A 14,787-nucleotide genomic window follows, 5' to 3' on the forward strand; every position below is an offset into this window, starting at 1 on the left:
CGTTGACGTAAACGTCAATCCGAAGCTATATGCGGCAGCGATCATGATCGCCAAAGATGCGGCACGGGCTTCCGCCGGACCGAAATGCCCTGCGCTACAGATACAACCAGACAAGCAGATGCAACCAGACAGGAGAACAGCGTGAGCGTTCAGGAGATTGCCGAGAAGATCAAGTCACGCGTGGCCAGCAGCGGGTTCGATCGTTCCGTGAAGTTCGACACCGGAAGCGACGGCGTCATCGTCATCGATGGTGCCACCGTCTCGAACACCGATGCCCCGACTGATTGCACCATCAAGCTCTCGCTCGACGACCTGGACTCGCTGATCGCGGGCGATCTGAACCCGACCATGGCGTTCATGACCGGCAAGATCAAAGTCGAAGGCGACATGACGGTCGCCATGGCGCTGAGCCAGTTGATCGGCTGAGTGCGCGGCCGCTTGAACGCGGCTCTTTGAGATCAGACAAACGCCGCCTTTCGGCGGCGTTTGTCTGAGGGGTTGGGTGCCTCAGGCCGCCAGCGTCGGCGCCTGCGCCTTCAGCTTGCGGCCGGCAGCCTTCAGCGTGCCCATGGCGCCGTCAAGCGCCCCGTCCACCAGTTCCAGTGCCAGCAGCCGATGCCGCTCATAAGGTCCGGGCATGGCGAGCGAACCGGTCCTGACGGCCGAGAACCCGAAGCGTCCGTAGTAGGGCGCATCGCCCACCAGAAGGATTGCCGCGTGGCCGAGGCGCGCCGCCTCGGCGATGGCGTGGCGCATCAGCGCCGAACCGATGCCGGCATTCTTGAGCGACGGGTCGACCGCAAGCGGGCCAAGCAGCAGGGCGGCAGCACCGCCCTCGCCCAGCCTGACATCCCACAGCCGCACCGTGCCGGCAACGCCGCCCGAGGCATCGCGGGCGACGAAGGCCAGGCCTTCCGAAGGCCGGCGGCCGCGCCGCAGCTTCTCCGACGATTTGGTCTTGCGCTTCGGCCCCATGGCACGATCGAGCAAGGCTTCGCGCGCCGCGACGTCGGCAACGGTTTCCGCGACCATCATGAAGGCCGGCGCATGAGCTACGAGTTCAACTGACATTTCCATTTCCGCAATCCCTGGCGAGCGGAGATCTGTTCCACAGGCGAGCCCGGGTGGGCGACATGCGCCCACCTGGGATGATCTGATCGGCTCTCTCAGCGCATTTTCGGGCGAAATCGTGTCCGGTTCGCCGTTCGAAAATGCGCCAAGGAAGCGCCGTCAGATCACGTAGGATCGGAGAGGCTCGAAGCCGTTGAACGCGACCGCCGAGTAGGTCGTCGTGTAGGCGCCGGTACCTTCAATCAGCACCTCGTCGCCGATGGTCAGCGACAAGGGCAGCGGATAGGGCGTCTTTTCGTACATCACGTCGGCCGAATCGCAAGTCGGGCCGGCGAGCACGCAAGGCGCAGTCTCCGTGCCGTCATGACGGGTGACGATCGGGTAGCGGATCGCCTCGTCCATCGTCTCGGCCAGGCCACCGAACTTGCCGATGTCGAGGAACACCCAGCGCACATTGTCGTTATCGGCCTTCTTCGAGATCAGCACGACTTCCGACTTGATGACGCCGGCATTGCCCACCATGCCGCGGCCCGGCTCGATGATGGTCTCCGGGATCGCGTTGCCGAAATGCTTGCGCAGCGCCGAGAAGATCGCCTGGCCATAGGCCTGGGCCGCTGGCACGTCGCGCAGGTAGCGCGTCGGGAAACCGCCACCCATGTTGACCATCTTCAAGACGATGCCTTCCTCGGCGAGCGTCGCGAAAACCGTCTTGGCGTCGCGCAACGCACGGTCCCAGGCGGTCAGGTCGGTCTGCTGCGAGCCGACATGGAACGACACGCCATAGGCGTCGAGGCCGAGGCCCTTGGCATGGCGCAGCACGTCGACGGCCATCGCCGGCACGCAGCCGAACTTGCGCGACAGCGGCCATTCGGCGCCCTCGCCGTCGGTCAGCACGCGGCAGAACACGCGCGCGCCTGGAGCGACGCGGGCGATCTTATCGACCTCCTCGACGCAATCGACCGCGAACAGGCGGATGCCGAGCTGATAGGCGCGTGCGATGTCACGCTCCTTCTTGATGGTGTTGCCGAAGGAGATGCGGTCCGCCGGCGCACCGGCGTCCATCGCCATCTCGACTTCGGCAACGGAAGCGGTGTCGAAGGACGAGCCCATCGCAGCAAGGAGACGCAGGATTTCCGGCGCCGGGTTTGCTTTCACCGCATAGTAGATCCTGGAATCGGGCAGCGCCTTCTCGAAAGCGCGGAAATTGTCGCGAACGACATCGAGGTCGACGACGAGGCAAGGGCCGGTCGGACGTCGGGTGGCGAGGAAGTCGAGGATGCGCTGAGTGGCCATCGGGATTCTCCATCACGCCTTTCGGCGCGCACAAGGGTGCGGACGCGGGCTTTCGGCCTCGCGAACACGCGGTGGACAAAGGCGGGACGGAAAATCATGGAACCAGCCGGTGGAGACCCCGGAACCATGAAACGCCGTCTCGCGGCGATGAACCTCAGCCTTGCCCGGCTTCGGTTCGCTTTGTCTGCCTTGGCTTGGATTGGGAGAACCCCGTTCCGCACTGCCGGCAATGATGGTGTGCCTCTTCAGTAACCCCGGTCTTTGGACAACCGGCAGAGAACCAGAAAGGCCCGCACCGTCGTTGCTTCAAGGTGTCCTCGGTCTGGCGGTTGGCCGCTAAACCGACTGGAGGGGTTAGCTCCAGTTACCTTACCGATTTCCCTCGCCATTCGAGGATCGGCGGACACCCACAGGCACGTGCGACTTTGGGCAAGGGCGATATAAGAGCGAAGAGTTTCACAATCAATAAAAATCGTATCCAAGGTTGTAAAATTTCTGGCGTCGAACAATGTTGGCTCAACCGTATCCGGATAGCGAACGATGACAGGCACGCGTGGCCCTCTCAATGCCTTTCTCGATCTTCGCCAGATGCCGGTGGCGCATGCCGCGCTTGGCCCGCTGGCCGGCCTGCGGCTGGCCGTAAAGGACATCTACGACGTTGCCGGCTATCGCAGCGGCTGTGGCAATCCCAGGAAATTCGCCGATAGCCCTGCCGCCTCGCGCACGGCGCCGGCGGTGCAGATGATTCTCGATGCCGGCGCGCGCTTCGTCGGCAAGACGCAGACCGACGAGCTTGCCTTCGCGCTGTTCGGCCAGAACGCGCATTTTTCGTTTCCGGTGAACCCGGCCGCGCCCGACCGCGTCACCGGCGGCTCGTCATCGGGATCGGCGGCGGCGGTGGCGGGGAAGCTCGCCGACATCGCCACGGGGTCCGACACCGGCGGGTCGATCCGCGCGCCGGCGAGCTTTTGCGGGCTGATCGGGCTGCGCACCACGCATGGCCGCATTTCGCTCGACGGCACCATGAAGCTGGCGCCGAGTTTCGACACTTTCGGCTGGTTCGCCGACGACATCGAGACTTACGAGACCGTCGGCAAGCTGCTGCTCGGCCGCGACCCGCACCATCACCATCTGGACCGCCGGCTGGCGCTCGGCTGGCTGGACGAGCTGGTCGCCCGCCCGGCATTTGCCGAATATGCCGGAATGAAGAGGTTGGCGAGCGCGGTTTTCGGCGCGCCGACGACGCCGACGATGCCCTTCAGTTCGTCTCCGGATGAACTCTACTGGTGCTTTCGCCGCCTCCAGGCCAAGGAAGCCTGGGGCGTGCATGGCGAATGGATCACCAGCGGCGAGCGTGACCTCGGCCCCGGCGTCGAGGAGCGTTTCGGCTTCGGCCGTGCCGTCGACGAGCGGACAGCGCAGGCTGAGGAGGTGCGAAGGCTGACCTTTCGCGGCGAACTCGGTGCCCTACTCGGCAAGGACGGCTTCCTTGTTCTGCCGACGGTGCCGGGCCCGGCGCCCTATGTCGACTCGACGCCGGAGCAATTCCAGGCCTATCGCGAGCGGGCGCTGCACCTTCTGTGCCTCGCCGGGCTCTCCGGCTTTCCACAGATCACCTTGCCGATCGGCTCGGTCGCCGGCGCTCCGTTCGGCCTGTCGCTGCTTGGCCCTTCCGGCAGCGACATTGCCCTGATACGGCTCGGCCGAAAACTTCTCGACGCAGCAAAGGCCTGACAATGGACACACTGACCCGCATGCGCGCCTTCATCGACGTCGTCGAGGCCGAAGGCTTTTCGGCGGCCGCGCGCAAGATCGGCCGCTCCAAGGCGCTGCTGTCGAAATATGTGCGCGAGCTGGAGGACGAGCTCGGCGCGCTGCTCCTCAACCGCACCACGCGCCAGTTCTCGATGACCGAGGCCGGCCACACCTATTACCGGCGCGCCTCCGAGATCGTGCGCGAGGTCGACAGCCTCGCCGACGCCGTGCGCGAATCATCCGGCGACGTGCGTGGCCGCATCAAGGTGTCGGCGCCGCGCACCTTCGCCGACGCGCCGATCGGTCAATCGCTGATCGACTTCGCCAAGCAGCACCCCGACATCGTGCTCGATATCCAGCTCGACGACCGCTTCGTTGATCTGGTTGAGGAAGGCTTCGACCTCGCGGTCCGCATCTCGCGCCTGGAGAATTCGTCGCTGATCGCCAGGCGGCTGGCCCCGTTTTCGGTAAAACTCTGCGCCTCTCCCGAACTGATCGCCAAGCATGGCATGCCGACGCGGCCGCAGGATCTCGGCCACATGCCTTGCATCGTCGACACCAATGGCCGCGGGTTGAACAACTGGCCGTTCAAGGGTGACAACAACGACCAGCTGAGCGTCGCGGTGTCGGGCCCGATCGAGGTCAACAGCCCGATGGCGGCGCGCGCCGCCGCCATATCGGGGCTCGGATTCTGCATCCTGCCGGATTTCATCGCCGCGCCCGATTTGAAGAGCGGCCTGCTGGTGACGGCGCTCGATGACCGCATCCTGTCCGGCGGCGGCATCTTCGCCGTCTACCCGCACCGCCGCTATCTGCCGGCCAAGGTCCGCGTCTTCGTCGACTTCCTGGTGCAATGGTTCAGGACGCGCGAGATCGCTTAGCCGGTTTTAACCGTCTCACGGTCCCAATTTCGCCCCCTTTCTGGTCACTTTCGACATCTCTCCGAGGCCAATGGAATCGCGACCGGTAATGCACCTGAAACGGCACGCAATCATGCTGGCTTCGGCCTTGACGGCGATCTTTGCCGCGACTGGTCCAGCTTACGTGCACCCGCACGTCTTCGCCGAGGCGCGCCTCGACGTGATCCTCGGCCCGGATCACCAAACCGTGAAGGCGCTGCGCCATCTGTGGCGCTTCGACGACCTGTTTTCGAGTACGGTGATGATGGAGTTCGACAAGAACTCCGATCTGAAACTTGACGACAAGGAGCTGAAGGAGGTCTCCGACACGGTTCACGCCTCGCTGGCCGAATTCAATTACTTCCAGCTCGTCACGCAGAACGGCAAGGACGTGACGATGGTGCCGCCGCCGCATCTGATGGCCAATTTCGACAACGACCAGTTGATCATCCTGTTCGAGTCCGAACCCAAGGTCCCGATCAAGCTGACCGGCACGATCGACATCGGCGTCTACGACCCGACCTTCTACACGGCGATCGACTTCACCGAGGATTCCAACATCACGGTCGAAGGCCTGCCGTCCAATTGCACCAGCAAGGTGATCCGTCCGGACCCGGATGAGGCGATCAAGGAAAACCAGAAGACGCTGACGGATGCCTTCTTCAACGACCCGACAGGCACCGACATGAGCAAGATCTTTGCCACCAAGCTCGAACTGACCTGTCAGCCAGAAGGATGAAGCCGGTGACGAAACCGTCCCTGCGTTTGGCATTCGGCCTGTTGGCCCTCACCTTTGCCGCGATGCATTTCGCCAACGCCGCGCATGCCCAGTCCTCGCTCGGCATCGGCGTCAATGACGGCATGGCGCCGAGCACCGGTCCGTTCGCCCACATCCTGATGTGGATCAATCTACGCCAGCAGGAATTCTACCGCGCGCTGGCAGCAGCCATGAAGGCGATGCGCCAGGACAACAGCAAGATCTGGATCCTTATCGGCCTGTCCTTCGCCTATGGCATCTTCCATGCCGCCGGCCCGGGCCACGGCAAGGCCGTCATCTCGTCCTACATGGTGGCCAATGAAGTGGCGCTACGGCGCGGTATCCTGTTGTCCTTCGTCTCGGCCCTGCTCCAGGGGCTGACGGCGATTGTGGTCATGCTGCTCGCCTATTTCGTCCTGCGCGGCACCACCATCTCAATGACGGACGCGGCCTGGTTCATGGAGGTCATGAGCTTTGCGCTGGTCACCCTGTTCGGCGCCTGGCTGCTGTGGCGCAAGCTCGGCCCTTCCGTCCTGCGCCTGTTTGGCAAAGGTCCCGCCTACAGCCTGTCGGCGGCTCATGCCGGGCATTCTCATGGTGGCCATTCTCATGCGGGTCACTCTCACGCGGGCCACTCTCACGCAGCCCATTCGCATGCCGCGCACAGCCATTCGGCGCATGCCCATGCGCACGCGGTCCATGTGCATGACGATCACGGCCATGAGCATGACCATTCGCACGATGATCACGACCATAGCGCGCATGACCACCATCATGACCATGGTGCGCATACCCATCACGATCACGCTGCGGGCGAGGTCTGCGAAACCTGCGGCCACTCGCACGCACCCGATCCGGCGCTTCTGTCGGGCGATCGCTTCGATTGGCGCACCGCGTGGTCGGCGGTGGCCGCCGTCGGCATCCGCCCCTGCTCCGGTGCGTTGATCGTGCTCAGCTTCGCCCTGCTCAACGGGCTGTGGCTCGGCGGCCTGCTGTCGGTGCTGGCGATGTCGATCGGCACCGCCATCACCGTCTCGGCACTGGCGACGCTTGCCGTGACCGCCAAGAACTGGGCGGTGTATTTCGCCGGTGACGGCCGCATGGGCAACCGCATCCATTCGATCGTCGAGATCGGCGGCGCCGCCTTCGTCTTCCTGTTCGGACTTTTGCTGCTGTCGGCGAGCCTGACCGGTAGCGTCTAGGTCTTGCTCGAACGGATGGGCTGCACGAACTCCTAGTCGGGAAGCTTGCCGCCTAGCTCATCCTCGATATGGGCGCGGATGATCTCATCAAAGCTCTTCTCGGCGCTGAAGCCGAGTTCCCGTGACCGCTTCGCCTCGAACCGTGTCGGCCAGCCCTTGACGATCGCCCAGATCGTCTCGTCCGGCACCTCACGGATCAGGCTTGTCACCTTCGGCCCGGCGATGCGTTCCAGCGCCTCGATCTGCTCGCCGACGGTGACGGCGACACCAGGCATCGTTAGGTTGCGGCGTGGCCCGACGGCGGCGCCGTCGATCCCGGCGGCATGGATCAGGAAGTTCACCGCCGAGCGCGGGCTGGCGTGGGTGTGCACGACCGAGCGCGGCACCGGCAGGATCGCTTCATGGCCGCTCAAGGGCTCGCGGATGATGCCGGAGAAGAAGCCGGAAGCCGCCTTGTTCGGCTTGCCGGGCCGCACGCAGATGGTCGGCAGCCGGATGCCGATGCCATCGAAGAAGCCGCGCCTGGAATAGTCGGCAAGCAGCGCTTCGCTCATCTGCTTCTGGGTACCGTAGGAGGTCAGCGGCGTCGGATGGAAGTCGTCGGGAATGACATCGGGAAACGGCGCGCCGAACACCGCGATCGACGAGGTGAAGACGACGCGCGGCGCAAAACCGGCCAGCCGGATGGCGTCGAACAGGGCGCGCGTGCCGTCGAGATTGACGCGGTAGCCGAGATCGAAATTCGCTTCCGCCTCGCCCGACACGATGCCGGCAAGATGGAACACGACATCGGGGCGCGAAGCCACCAGGCCTTCGGCGGCGCCCGCCGCGGCGAGGTCGCCGGTATGGGTATTGATGCTGACGCCGTCCATCGCCGGCGCCTGCGGCGGCACGATGTCGTGCAAATCGAGCGCGGTGATCTTGTTGGCCCGCAGCGTGCCGTCCTTTGCCAGCCGGGCGATGAGCTTGCGGCCGACCATGCCCGCGGCGCCCGTGATCAGAATGCGCATGTCAAAATCCCTTACTTGCCCTGATTTTTGCGCTGGCTGCGTGCGCGCAGCCAGAACACTAGGAAGAACGCCAGCACGAACACGGTGCCGAACACACCGGCCAGCACGGTCGAAAAACTACCGAGTGCCAGCATCATGGTCGGCAGGTAGAAGGCGGCAATGCCGAACAGAAGCATGATCCAGACCGCCGCGATGGCCGCATTGCGCGTGTCGCGGTCCATCATGCCGCACCGGGGCGGCGGTCGTCGGGCTCGGTTTTCAAAGCTGGAGAACTCCTGAGGCAGGTTCGATCGACAGTCATCGACAGGACCTAGTGATAGTGGCCGTGATGCGCAGCCGCATCGTGCTCGTGCTCCTGATGGTGGTCGTCGCCCTCGTCGGTGCACTTTCCGAATTCCGGCTCCACGGTGGCATGGCTGATGCCGTGCGCGCTGGCAAGCCGCTTCTTGACGGCGCTGACCGCCTGATACGCATCGACGCCGTCATTGAGGCAGGCATGCAGCGTCGCCATGTTGCTGGCGCCATCGAGAGACCAGATATGCATATGGTGCACCTCCCGCACGCCCCTGACCGTGGCCTCGATGTCCCGGGCGATCAGGTCCCGGTCGAGGCTGGGCGGCACGCCTTCGAGCAGCACATGGGCCGCGGCGCGCATCAGCGACCAGGCCGTCGACAGGATGAGCAGCGAGACCAGCACCGACAGGATCGGGTCGATCGGCGTCCAGCCTGTCGCCAGGATCACCAGTGCGGCCACGATCGCCGCGGCCGAGCCGAGCAGGTCGCCAAGCACATGCAGGATGGCGCCGCGCATGTTCAGGCTTTCGCGGTCGCCGCCATGCAGCACGAAGAAGGAGCCGAGATTGACCAGCAGGCCGAGGACCGCCACCACCAGCATCGGTCCGCCCAGCACCGGGGCCGGCGTCTGCAGGCGCTCCCACGCCTCGTAGATGATCCACAGCGCGATGACGAAGATGGCGATGCCGTTGGTGTAGGCGACCAGCGTCTTGACCCGGCCGAAGCCGTAGGTGAGCTGGCCGGTCGCGGGCCGTCCCGCAAGGTGGAAGGCATACCAGGCAAGGCCCAGCGCGATCGCGTCGGCGAGCATGTGCCCGGCATCGGCCAGCAGCGCCAGCGAGCCGGTGAAGAGGCCGCCGAGTGCTTCCGCCACCATGAACCCCGCCGTCAGGCCGGCCGCGATCAGCACGCGCTTCTTGTCGGTCGAGCCATGCACATGGCCGGCCCCGCCGTGATCATGGCTGCTATGGTCGTGGGAATGGGCCAAAATAAGAACTCCTAGGCGCCGAATTCAGCGCGACAATCCTCGAGCCGTCGCTTCTGCTGGCCGTCGCCATCGAAATTGGCCGGGTCGAGCCACGCTTCGTAAGCCTTGCGCAACGCCGGCCATTCCTTGTCGATGACCGAATACCATGCGGTGTCGCGGTTTTCACCCTTGACGATGAGATGCTGGCGGAAAATGCCCTCGAATTTGAAGCCGAACCGTTCCGCCGCCCGCTTCGACGGCTCGTTGCGGTTGTTGCACTTCCATTCGTAACGGCGATAGCCGAGCCCGTCGAAGATGTATTTCATGAACAGGAACTGCGCTTCCGTGGCTGCCGGCTTGCGCGAAATGAGCGGTCCCCAATAGATGTTGCCGATCTCGATGACGCCGTAGGCCGGATCGATGCGCATCAGCGTCTGGCGCCCGGCGACCTTGCCGCTGGCCTTGTCGATGATGGCGAAGAACAGCGGATCTTGGCTGGCCTCGACCTTGTCCAGCCATGGCTGGAAGGCGGCACGGGTTTCCGGCGGATAATCGGGCAACCAGGCGAAGCGGCCGTCGACATCGGACACCGAGGATGCCTCGTAGAGCCCATCACCGTGCTTTGCGGCGCTCAGCGGCTCAAGCCGGACGTATCGACCGTCGATGGGCTTGCGCTCGGGTCGCGGACGCGGTTGCCAGTCTTTGAGATTTTCCGACACCAAAAACTCCAATCCGTTTGACTTTTGCGGGCCAAGGCTCACAAAAACGCGACCCAACAGTAAGAACCACACGGACGGGAAAAATGCTCCACACGATTTCGGCCTTCGACCGTCTCGGCGAGGAAAATGCGTTCGCTGTGCTGGCCCGGGCAACGGCGCTGGCTCAACAGGGCCGCGACATCGTCAATCTCGGCATCGGCCAGCCCGACTTCAAGACGCCGCAGCACATCGTCGAGGCCGCCATCAAGGCGCTGCGCGACGGCCACCATGGCTACACGCCGGCAAACGGGCTTCTGGCGACGCGCGAGGCTGTGGTGCGCCGCACGCTGACCACCACCGGTGTCGAAGTGTCGCCAGAGACGGTGATGGTCCTGCCCGGCGGCAAGCCGACCATGTTCGCCGCGATCCTGATGTTCGGCGAGCCCGGCGCCGAAATCCTCTACCCCGATCCCGGCTTTCCCATCTACCGCTCGATGATCGAGTTCACCGGCGCGGCACCCATTCCCGTGCCGATGCGCGAAGAGAACGGCTTTGCCTTTTCCGCCGAGGAAACGCTGGCGCTGATCACCTCCAAGACCAGGCTCTTGATTCTGAACTCTCCGGCCAACCCGACCGGCGGCGTCACGCCGCGCGCCGAGATCGAGAAGCTGGTCAGGGGCCTGGAGAAGCACCCAGACGTCGCCATCCTTTCCGACGAGATCTACGACGTCATGACCTATGACGGCGAGACACATTGCTCGCTGCTTGGCTTCCCCGAGATCCGCGACCGGCTGATCGTGCTCAATGGCTGGTCCAAGACCTGGGCGATGACCGGCTGGCGCATGGGCTGGTCGATCTGGCCGAATGGCGACAAGGGCGCTCATCTCTACGACAAGGTGCGCAAGCTGGCGGTCAATTGCTGGTCGTGCGTCAACGCGCCGAGCCAGTTCGCCGGCATCGCCGCCATCGACGGTCCGCAGGACGACGTCGACAGGATGATGCGTGCCTTCGACCGCCGCAGGAAAATCGTGGTCGAGGGACTGAACGCGTTGCCCAACATTTCCTGCATCACCCCCAAGGGCGCCTTCTACGCCTTCCCCAACGTGTCGAAGACCGGCTGGAAAGCAAAGAAGCTGGCTTCCGCCCTGCTCGACGATGCCGGCGTGGCGCTGATCGGCGGCCCCGATTTCGGCATTCTCGGCGAAGGCTACATCAGGCTCTCCTACGCCAACTCCGAGGAGAATATCTTGCGGGCGCTGGAGCGGATCGGAGCCTTCCTGGCGAAGTGAGTTCCAACGCGGTCCGCTGCCCTCTCCGGACGGTGTCATGAGCCGTCCGGAGGCGCGCGGCCAAGACTGGGCGTGCATGTCGGGAACGGCTACGGTCCTCGGATCAGGATCGAAGTGGGTGACATCGGATGTTCTATGCAATCCTTGCCTATCATGTGGAAGACGCAATCAAGGCGCTGACGCCGCAGGAAGATGCGGCGCTGATGGCTGACTTGCTCAAGATCAACACCCGGCTTCATGAGGAAGGCACGCTTGGACCTTCAGCGCGTCTGGGGTCGACACAGGATGCCTGCACCTTGCGCGGCCCGGGCGACGGCGTGATCATCGACGGCCCTTTCGCCGAGACCAAGGAACAGCTGCTCGGTCTCTATGTCGTCGACTGCGCCACCAGAGATGCGGCAATCGCGATCGCCCGCGACCTTCGCTGCGTCAATCCGACCGCCGTTTACGAGATCAGGCCCATTCTGCTGTTCAAGCCAGGCGTGCCGCTGGCGGGCGAATGAGGCGGCGGCGATAGCCTGTGCTCATCCACGCCCCACGAATGGCATCTTGGTCGCCATCACCGTCATGAACAGCACATTGGCCTCGAGCGGCAGGCTGGCCATGTGGACGACCGCGTCGGCAACATGCTGGACATCCATCACGGCTTCGGCGGCGATGGAGCCGTTGGCCTGCGGCACGCCGACGGTCATCGGCTGCGCCATGTCGGTCAGCGCATTGCCGATGTCGATTTGGCCGCAGGCGATATCATAGGGGCGGCCGTCGAGCGCCAGCGTCTTGGTCAGCCCGGTGATGGCGTGCTTGGTCGCCGTATAGGGCACCGAGCCCGGGCGCGGCGCATAGGCCGACACCGAACCATTGTTGATGATGCGGCCACCCATCGGCCGCTGCTTGCGCATGGCGCCAAAGGCGGCACGCGCACACAGGAACGAACCGGTGAGGTTGACGCCGACGATATCGTTCCACACCTCGACCGGGATCTCGTCGATCGGCGTCGACTTGTAGCCCATGCCGGCATTGTTGAAGAGCAGGTCGACGCGACCAAAGGCCTCCGCCACGGTCTCGAAAAGATCATCGACCTCGCCGGCCTTGCTGATGTCGCAGGCAACCGCCAGCGCCTTGGCGTCGGAGGGCCCGGCCTCGGCGACCGCGGCGTCCAGCACCGCCTTGCGGCGACCGCAGAACACCGTGTTCCAGCCGGCCTTGAGCAATGCCGTGGCGACGCTCTTGCCGATGCCCGTGCCGGCGCCGGTGACGATGGCGGTTTTCTCGGTCATGGCAGTTGTCCTCCGGCAGCGCCGCGCGTGCCCGCTTGATTTTCAGGATCTGGCTTCAGAACAGAAGGCATCGCAAATGACGGCAGCGATGGCAAGCGGAGCGGCCAGCTCACGTTCCCGAAAAGTGGAATCCGATGTGCGGAAGCGGCCTCATCCGGGCCGACAAAAAGGGCGGTCATTGGCGACCGCCCTGATCTGAACCGGACTTGGGAGGAGGAAAGCCGATCCGACTGCGTAGAATCATGCGCTTCCTGAGTTAACCAAGGATAAACGCAGGCTAAGCGCGCCTGTGCCGATATGGGCTACCAACGCGGATTGGGCGAAGTGCCCGCTTTGGCGGCTGGCACCTTGGCAGCCGAAACCGTCGCCTCGACATGGTCGACCAATGCGTCCGGCAGGCCAAGCCGGCCGGCGAGCAGGTCGAGATAGCCGCGCTCGGTGCGCGTGTCCGGGTCTATGGTCAGGCGCGACGCGGTGTAGAGTTCGAGCTTCTGAGCGTCGGTCTTGGCACCCGCCACCAGCATGTCGAGATCGAGCGGGCTTTCCAGCTCCGCCATCAGGAATTTCTCGGCATCTGAGCCGATACCGGAAAGGCTGAGCTTGCCGGCGATCTTCTTGCGTTCCTCCTCGTCGACATGGCCGTCGGCCTTGGCCGCCGAGATCATGGCGCGAACCAGCGTCAGCGTGAACTCATCTTCGCCCTGCGGCGCCTGCGACGGGTGGAAGGCGGTGTCCTTGGGCGGCGGCAGCAATTCCGGTTCGCCGGCGGCGGGCGCCTGCTCCGGTGCATTGCCGGCCTTGTAGTTCTGGTAGGCCTTGTAGGCGAGACCGCCAATGGCAGCCAATCCACCGAGCTTCACCGCCGTGCCTGTCACCTGGCGACCGGCGCCGGTTCCAAGCAGCACCGCCGCAAGCGCGCCGGCCGCCAGCGGATTGTCCTTGGCCATTTGCACGGCCTGGCCCGCCTTGTCGCGGACAGTGCCGGTGGTACCGGGAATTTGCGAGCCGAGCAGATCGTCGAGAAGCTTCTTGGGATCGAACATCAATGCCTCCAGGATTTGCCCGGCTGAACGGGCAGGTTTCGAACGTCGAAGACGTAGGTTCCGAAGCCTGGCATTGCAATGACAGGCTGCCGCTTGGCAGCGGCAAGGTGCTGGGATCAGGAGCCGATATGCGGGCGCTTGCCCCGCGCTTGCGCGAGTTCGACCTGGCGCTGGCGCTCGGCGTAGCGCTTGCGGTCTTCATCCGAGCGGGCATCGAAGCAATGCGGGCAAGAGATACCAGCGGCAAACTTCGGCGACGACCGCTCGCTTTCCGTCAGCGGATGGCGGCAGGCGCGGCAGAGTTCGGCGTCCCCCTCGGCCAGGCCATGCGACACCGAAACGCGCTCGTCGAAGACGAAGCACTCGCCTTGCCACAGGCTTTCTTCGGCCGCAACCTCCTCGAGATATCTGAGGATGCCGCCCTTGAGGTGGAACACATCCTCGAAGCCAAGCGACCTGACATAGGCGGTCGCTTTCTCGCAACGGATGCCGCCGGTGCAGAACATCGCCACCTTGCGGCCTTCGAGCTCCGCCCGGTGCGCTTCCACCCAGGCCGGAAACTCGCGAAAGCTCGCGGTCGCCGGGTCGACCGCCCCCTTGAAGGTGCCGATCGACACCTCGTAGGTGTTGCGCGTGTCGATGACGATCGTGTCGGGTTGCGAAATCAGGGCGTTCCAGTCGGCCGGGGCGACATAGGTGCCCGCACTTGTCGCTGGGTCGATGTCGCCGACGCCCATGGTGACGATCTCGCGCTTCAGCCGCACCTTCATGCGGTGGAACGGCATTTCCACAGCTTCGCTGTACTTGACCTCCAGGCCCGCCAGCCCGTCGACGGCCTCGATATGGTCGATGAGTTCGGCGATCGCAGCTTCGCTGCCCGCGACGGTGCCATTGATGCCTTCATGCGCCAGGAGCAGCGTACCCTTGATGCCGCGTCCGCAACAAAAGGCGGCAAGCGGCGCGCGCAACGCTTCGAAGGCGTCGAGCCGGGCAAACCGGTAGAGCGCGGCGACGCGGACGGGTTGGGGTGGCGCGGACGGTGTCATTGCAAGAGCAACTAGACGCTCGTAAAAGCCGATTCAAGGCGAAACGGGTTCGATGGCTTGTTTCGCTTGCCTGTCATGGCCCTGTTGGGGAAGAGACGGTAAGCTGCCCGATGACGCGTGACATCGCGACGCGACCAGGTTCGTAGACAGGCAAACACCCGTCTGCTAATCGGTTGAAATAGCCTT

At 64.3% G+C, this 14,787-nt stretch carries 16 protein-coding genes; 7 read left to right on the top strand and 9 right to left on the bottom strand.

What is annotated here, in order from left to right; all coding sequences use genetic code 11:
- The first annotated feature begins 141 nt into the window (after nt 1-141).
- Entirely contained in the window at nt 142-426 is a 285-nt protein-coding gene (locus X741_RS150045; RefSeq protein ID WP_013529756.1) for an SCP2 sterol-binding domain-containing protein, read from the top strand.
- Between the two features lie 81 nt (nt 427-507).
- Here X741_RS150045 and X741_RS150040 read toward each other — a convergent pair whose 3' ends face one another.
- Nucleotides 508-1,077 carry an N-acetyltransferase gene (locus X741_RS150040; RefSeq protein WP_023778492.1) on the bottom strand — a complete coding sequence of 190 codons (570 nt, stop codon included), beginning with the start codon at nt 1,075-1,077 and terminating at the stop codon, nt 508-510.
- A 153-nt stretch (nt 1,078-1,230) separates the two neighbouring features.
- Complete coding sequence (odc2, locus tag X741_RS150035) at nt 1,231-2,364, bottom strand: ornithine/lysine decarboxylase (protein WP_023778493.1); 1,134 nt, start codon at nt 2,362-2,364, stop codon at nt 1,231-1,233.
- Between the two features lie 540 nt (nt 2,365-2,904).
- Here odc2 and X741_RS150030 point away from each other — a divergent pair.
- The 4 genes from X741_RS150030 (at nt 2,905) to X741_RS150015 (ending at nt 6,977) form a co-directional block, all read left to right on the top strand.
- Nucleotides 2,905-4,098 (top strand): amidase, encoded by a 1,194-nt coding sequence (locus X741_RS150030; RefSeq protein WP_023778494.1) that lies wholly within the window; start codon nt 2,905-2,907, stop codon nt 4,096-4,098.
- Nucleotides 4,099-4,100: 2 nt separating this feature from the next.
- Nucleotides 4,101-5,000, top strand: coding sequence for a LysR family transcriptional regulator (locus X741_RS150025; RefSeq protein ID WP_013893168.1), 900 nt, complete (start codon nt 4,101-4,103; stop codon nt 4,998-5,000).
- 88 nt (nt 5,001-5,088) lie between these two features.
- Entirely contained in the window at nt 5,089-5,757 is a 669-nt protein-coding gene (locus X741_RS150020; RefSeq protein WP_023778495.1) for a DUF1007 family protein, read from the top strand.
- On the top strand, nt 5,754-6,977 hold the full coding sequence (locus X741_RS150015) for a nickel/cobalt transporter (protein WP_023778496.1): 1,224 nt from the start codon (nt 5,754-5,756) through the stop codon (nt 6,975-6,977). The genes X741_RS150020 and X741_RS150015 overlap by 4 nt, the downstream gene beginning before the upstream one ends.
- 32 nt (nt 6,978-7,009) lie before the next feature.
- Here the strand turns inward: X741_RS150015 and denD are convergent, their stop codons facing one another.
- From denD to X741_RS149995, 4 genes are all read right to left on the bottom strand, one after another.
- Nucleotides 7,010-7,987, bottom strand: coding sequence for a D-erythronate dehydrogenase (gene denD, locus X741_RS150010; protein WP_023778497.1), 978 nt, complete (start codon nt 7,985-7,987; stop codon nt 7,010-7,012).
- Between the two features lie 11 nt (nt 7,988-7,998).
- Nucleotides 7,999-8,211 (bottom strand): hypothetical protein, encoded by a 213-nt coding sequence (locus X741_RS150005; RefSeq protein ID WP_023778498.1) that lies wholly within the window; start codon nt 8,209-8,211, stop codon nt 7,999-8,001.
- 86 nt (nt 8,212-8,297) lie between these two features.
- Nucleotides 8,298-9,269: a cation diffusion facilitator family transporter gene (locus tag X741_RS150000; protein WP_023778499.1), complete on the bottom strand. Its 972-nt coding sequence runs from the start codon at nt 9,267-9,269 to the stop codon at nt 8,298-8,300.
- An 11-nt stretch (nt 9,270-9,280) separates the two neighbouring features.
- Entirely contained in the window at nt 9,281-9,967 is a 687-nt protein-coding gene (locus tag X741_RS149995) for a GNAT family protein (RefSeq protein ID WP_023778500.1), read from the bottom strand.
- A gap of 83 nt (nt 9,968-10,050) precedes the next feature.
- On the opposite strand from X741_RS149995, the gene X741_RS149990 reads away from it, so the two are divergent.
- Entirely contained in the window at nt 10,051-11,235 is a 1,185-nt protein-coding gene (locus tag X741_RS149990; RefSeq protein WP_023765789.1) for a pyridoxal phosphate-dependent aminotransferase, read from the top strand.
- Between the two features lie 128 nt (nt 11,236-11,363).
- A complete protein-coding gene (locus X741_RS149985; protein WP_023778501.1) occupies nt 11,364-11,738 on the top strand; it encodes a YciI family protein in 375 nt (124 codons plus the stop codon).
- Nucleotides 11,739-11,759: 21 nt separating this feature from the next.
- Here X741_RS149985 and X741_RS149980 read toward each other — a convergent pair whose 3' ends face one another.
- The 3 genes from X741_RS149980 to X741_RS149970 all read right to left on the bottom strand — a co-directional run bounded on the left by X741_RS149980 (nt 11,760) and on the right by X741_RS149970 (nt 14,601).
- Nucleotides 11,760-12,512 carry an SDR family oxidoreductase gene (locus tag X741_RS149980; protein ID WP_023778502.1) on the bottom strand — a complete coding sequence of 251 codons (753 nt, stop codon included), beginning with the start codon at nt 12,510-12,512 and terminating at the stop codon, nt 11,760-11,762.
- Between the two features lie 302 nt (nt 12,513-12,814).
- Nucleotides 12,815-13,555, bottom strand: a complete 741-nt coding sequence (locus X741_RS149975) for a tellurite resistance TerB family protein (protein WP_023778503.1) — start codon at nt 13,553-13,555, stop codon at nt 12,815-12,817.
- Nucleotides 13,556-13,671: 116 nt separating this feature from the next.
- The gene (locus X741_RS149970; RefSeq protein ID WP_023778504.1) at nt 13,672-14,601 is read right to left on the bottom strand and encodes a rhodanese-related sulfurtransferase; all 930 of its coding nucleotides are present in this window, start codon (nt 14,599-14,601) and stop codon (nt 13,672-13,674) included.
- Between the last annotated feature and the right edge of the window lie 186 nt (nt 14,602-14,787).

Source organism: Mesorhizobium sp. LNHC221B00 (assembly GCF_000502935.1).
In the GTDB taxonomy this organism is placed as follows: domain Bacteria; phylum Pseudomonadota; class Alphaproteobacteria; order Rhizobiales; family Rhizobiaceae; genus Mesorhizobium; species Mesorhizobium opportunistum.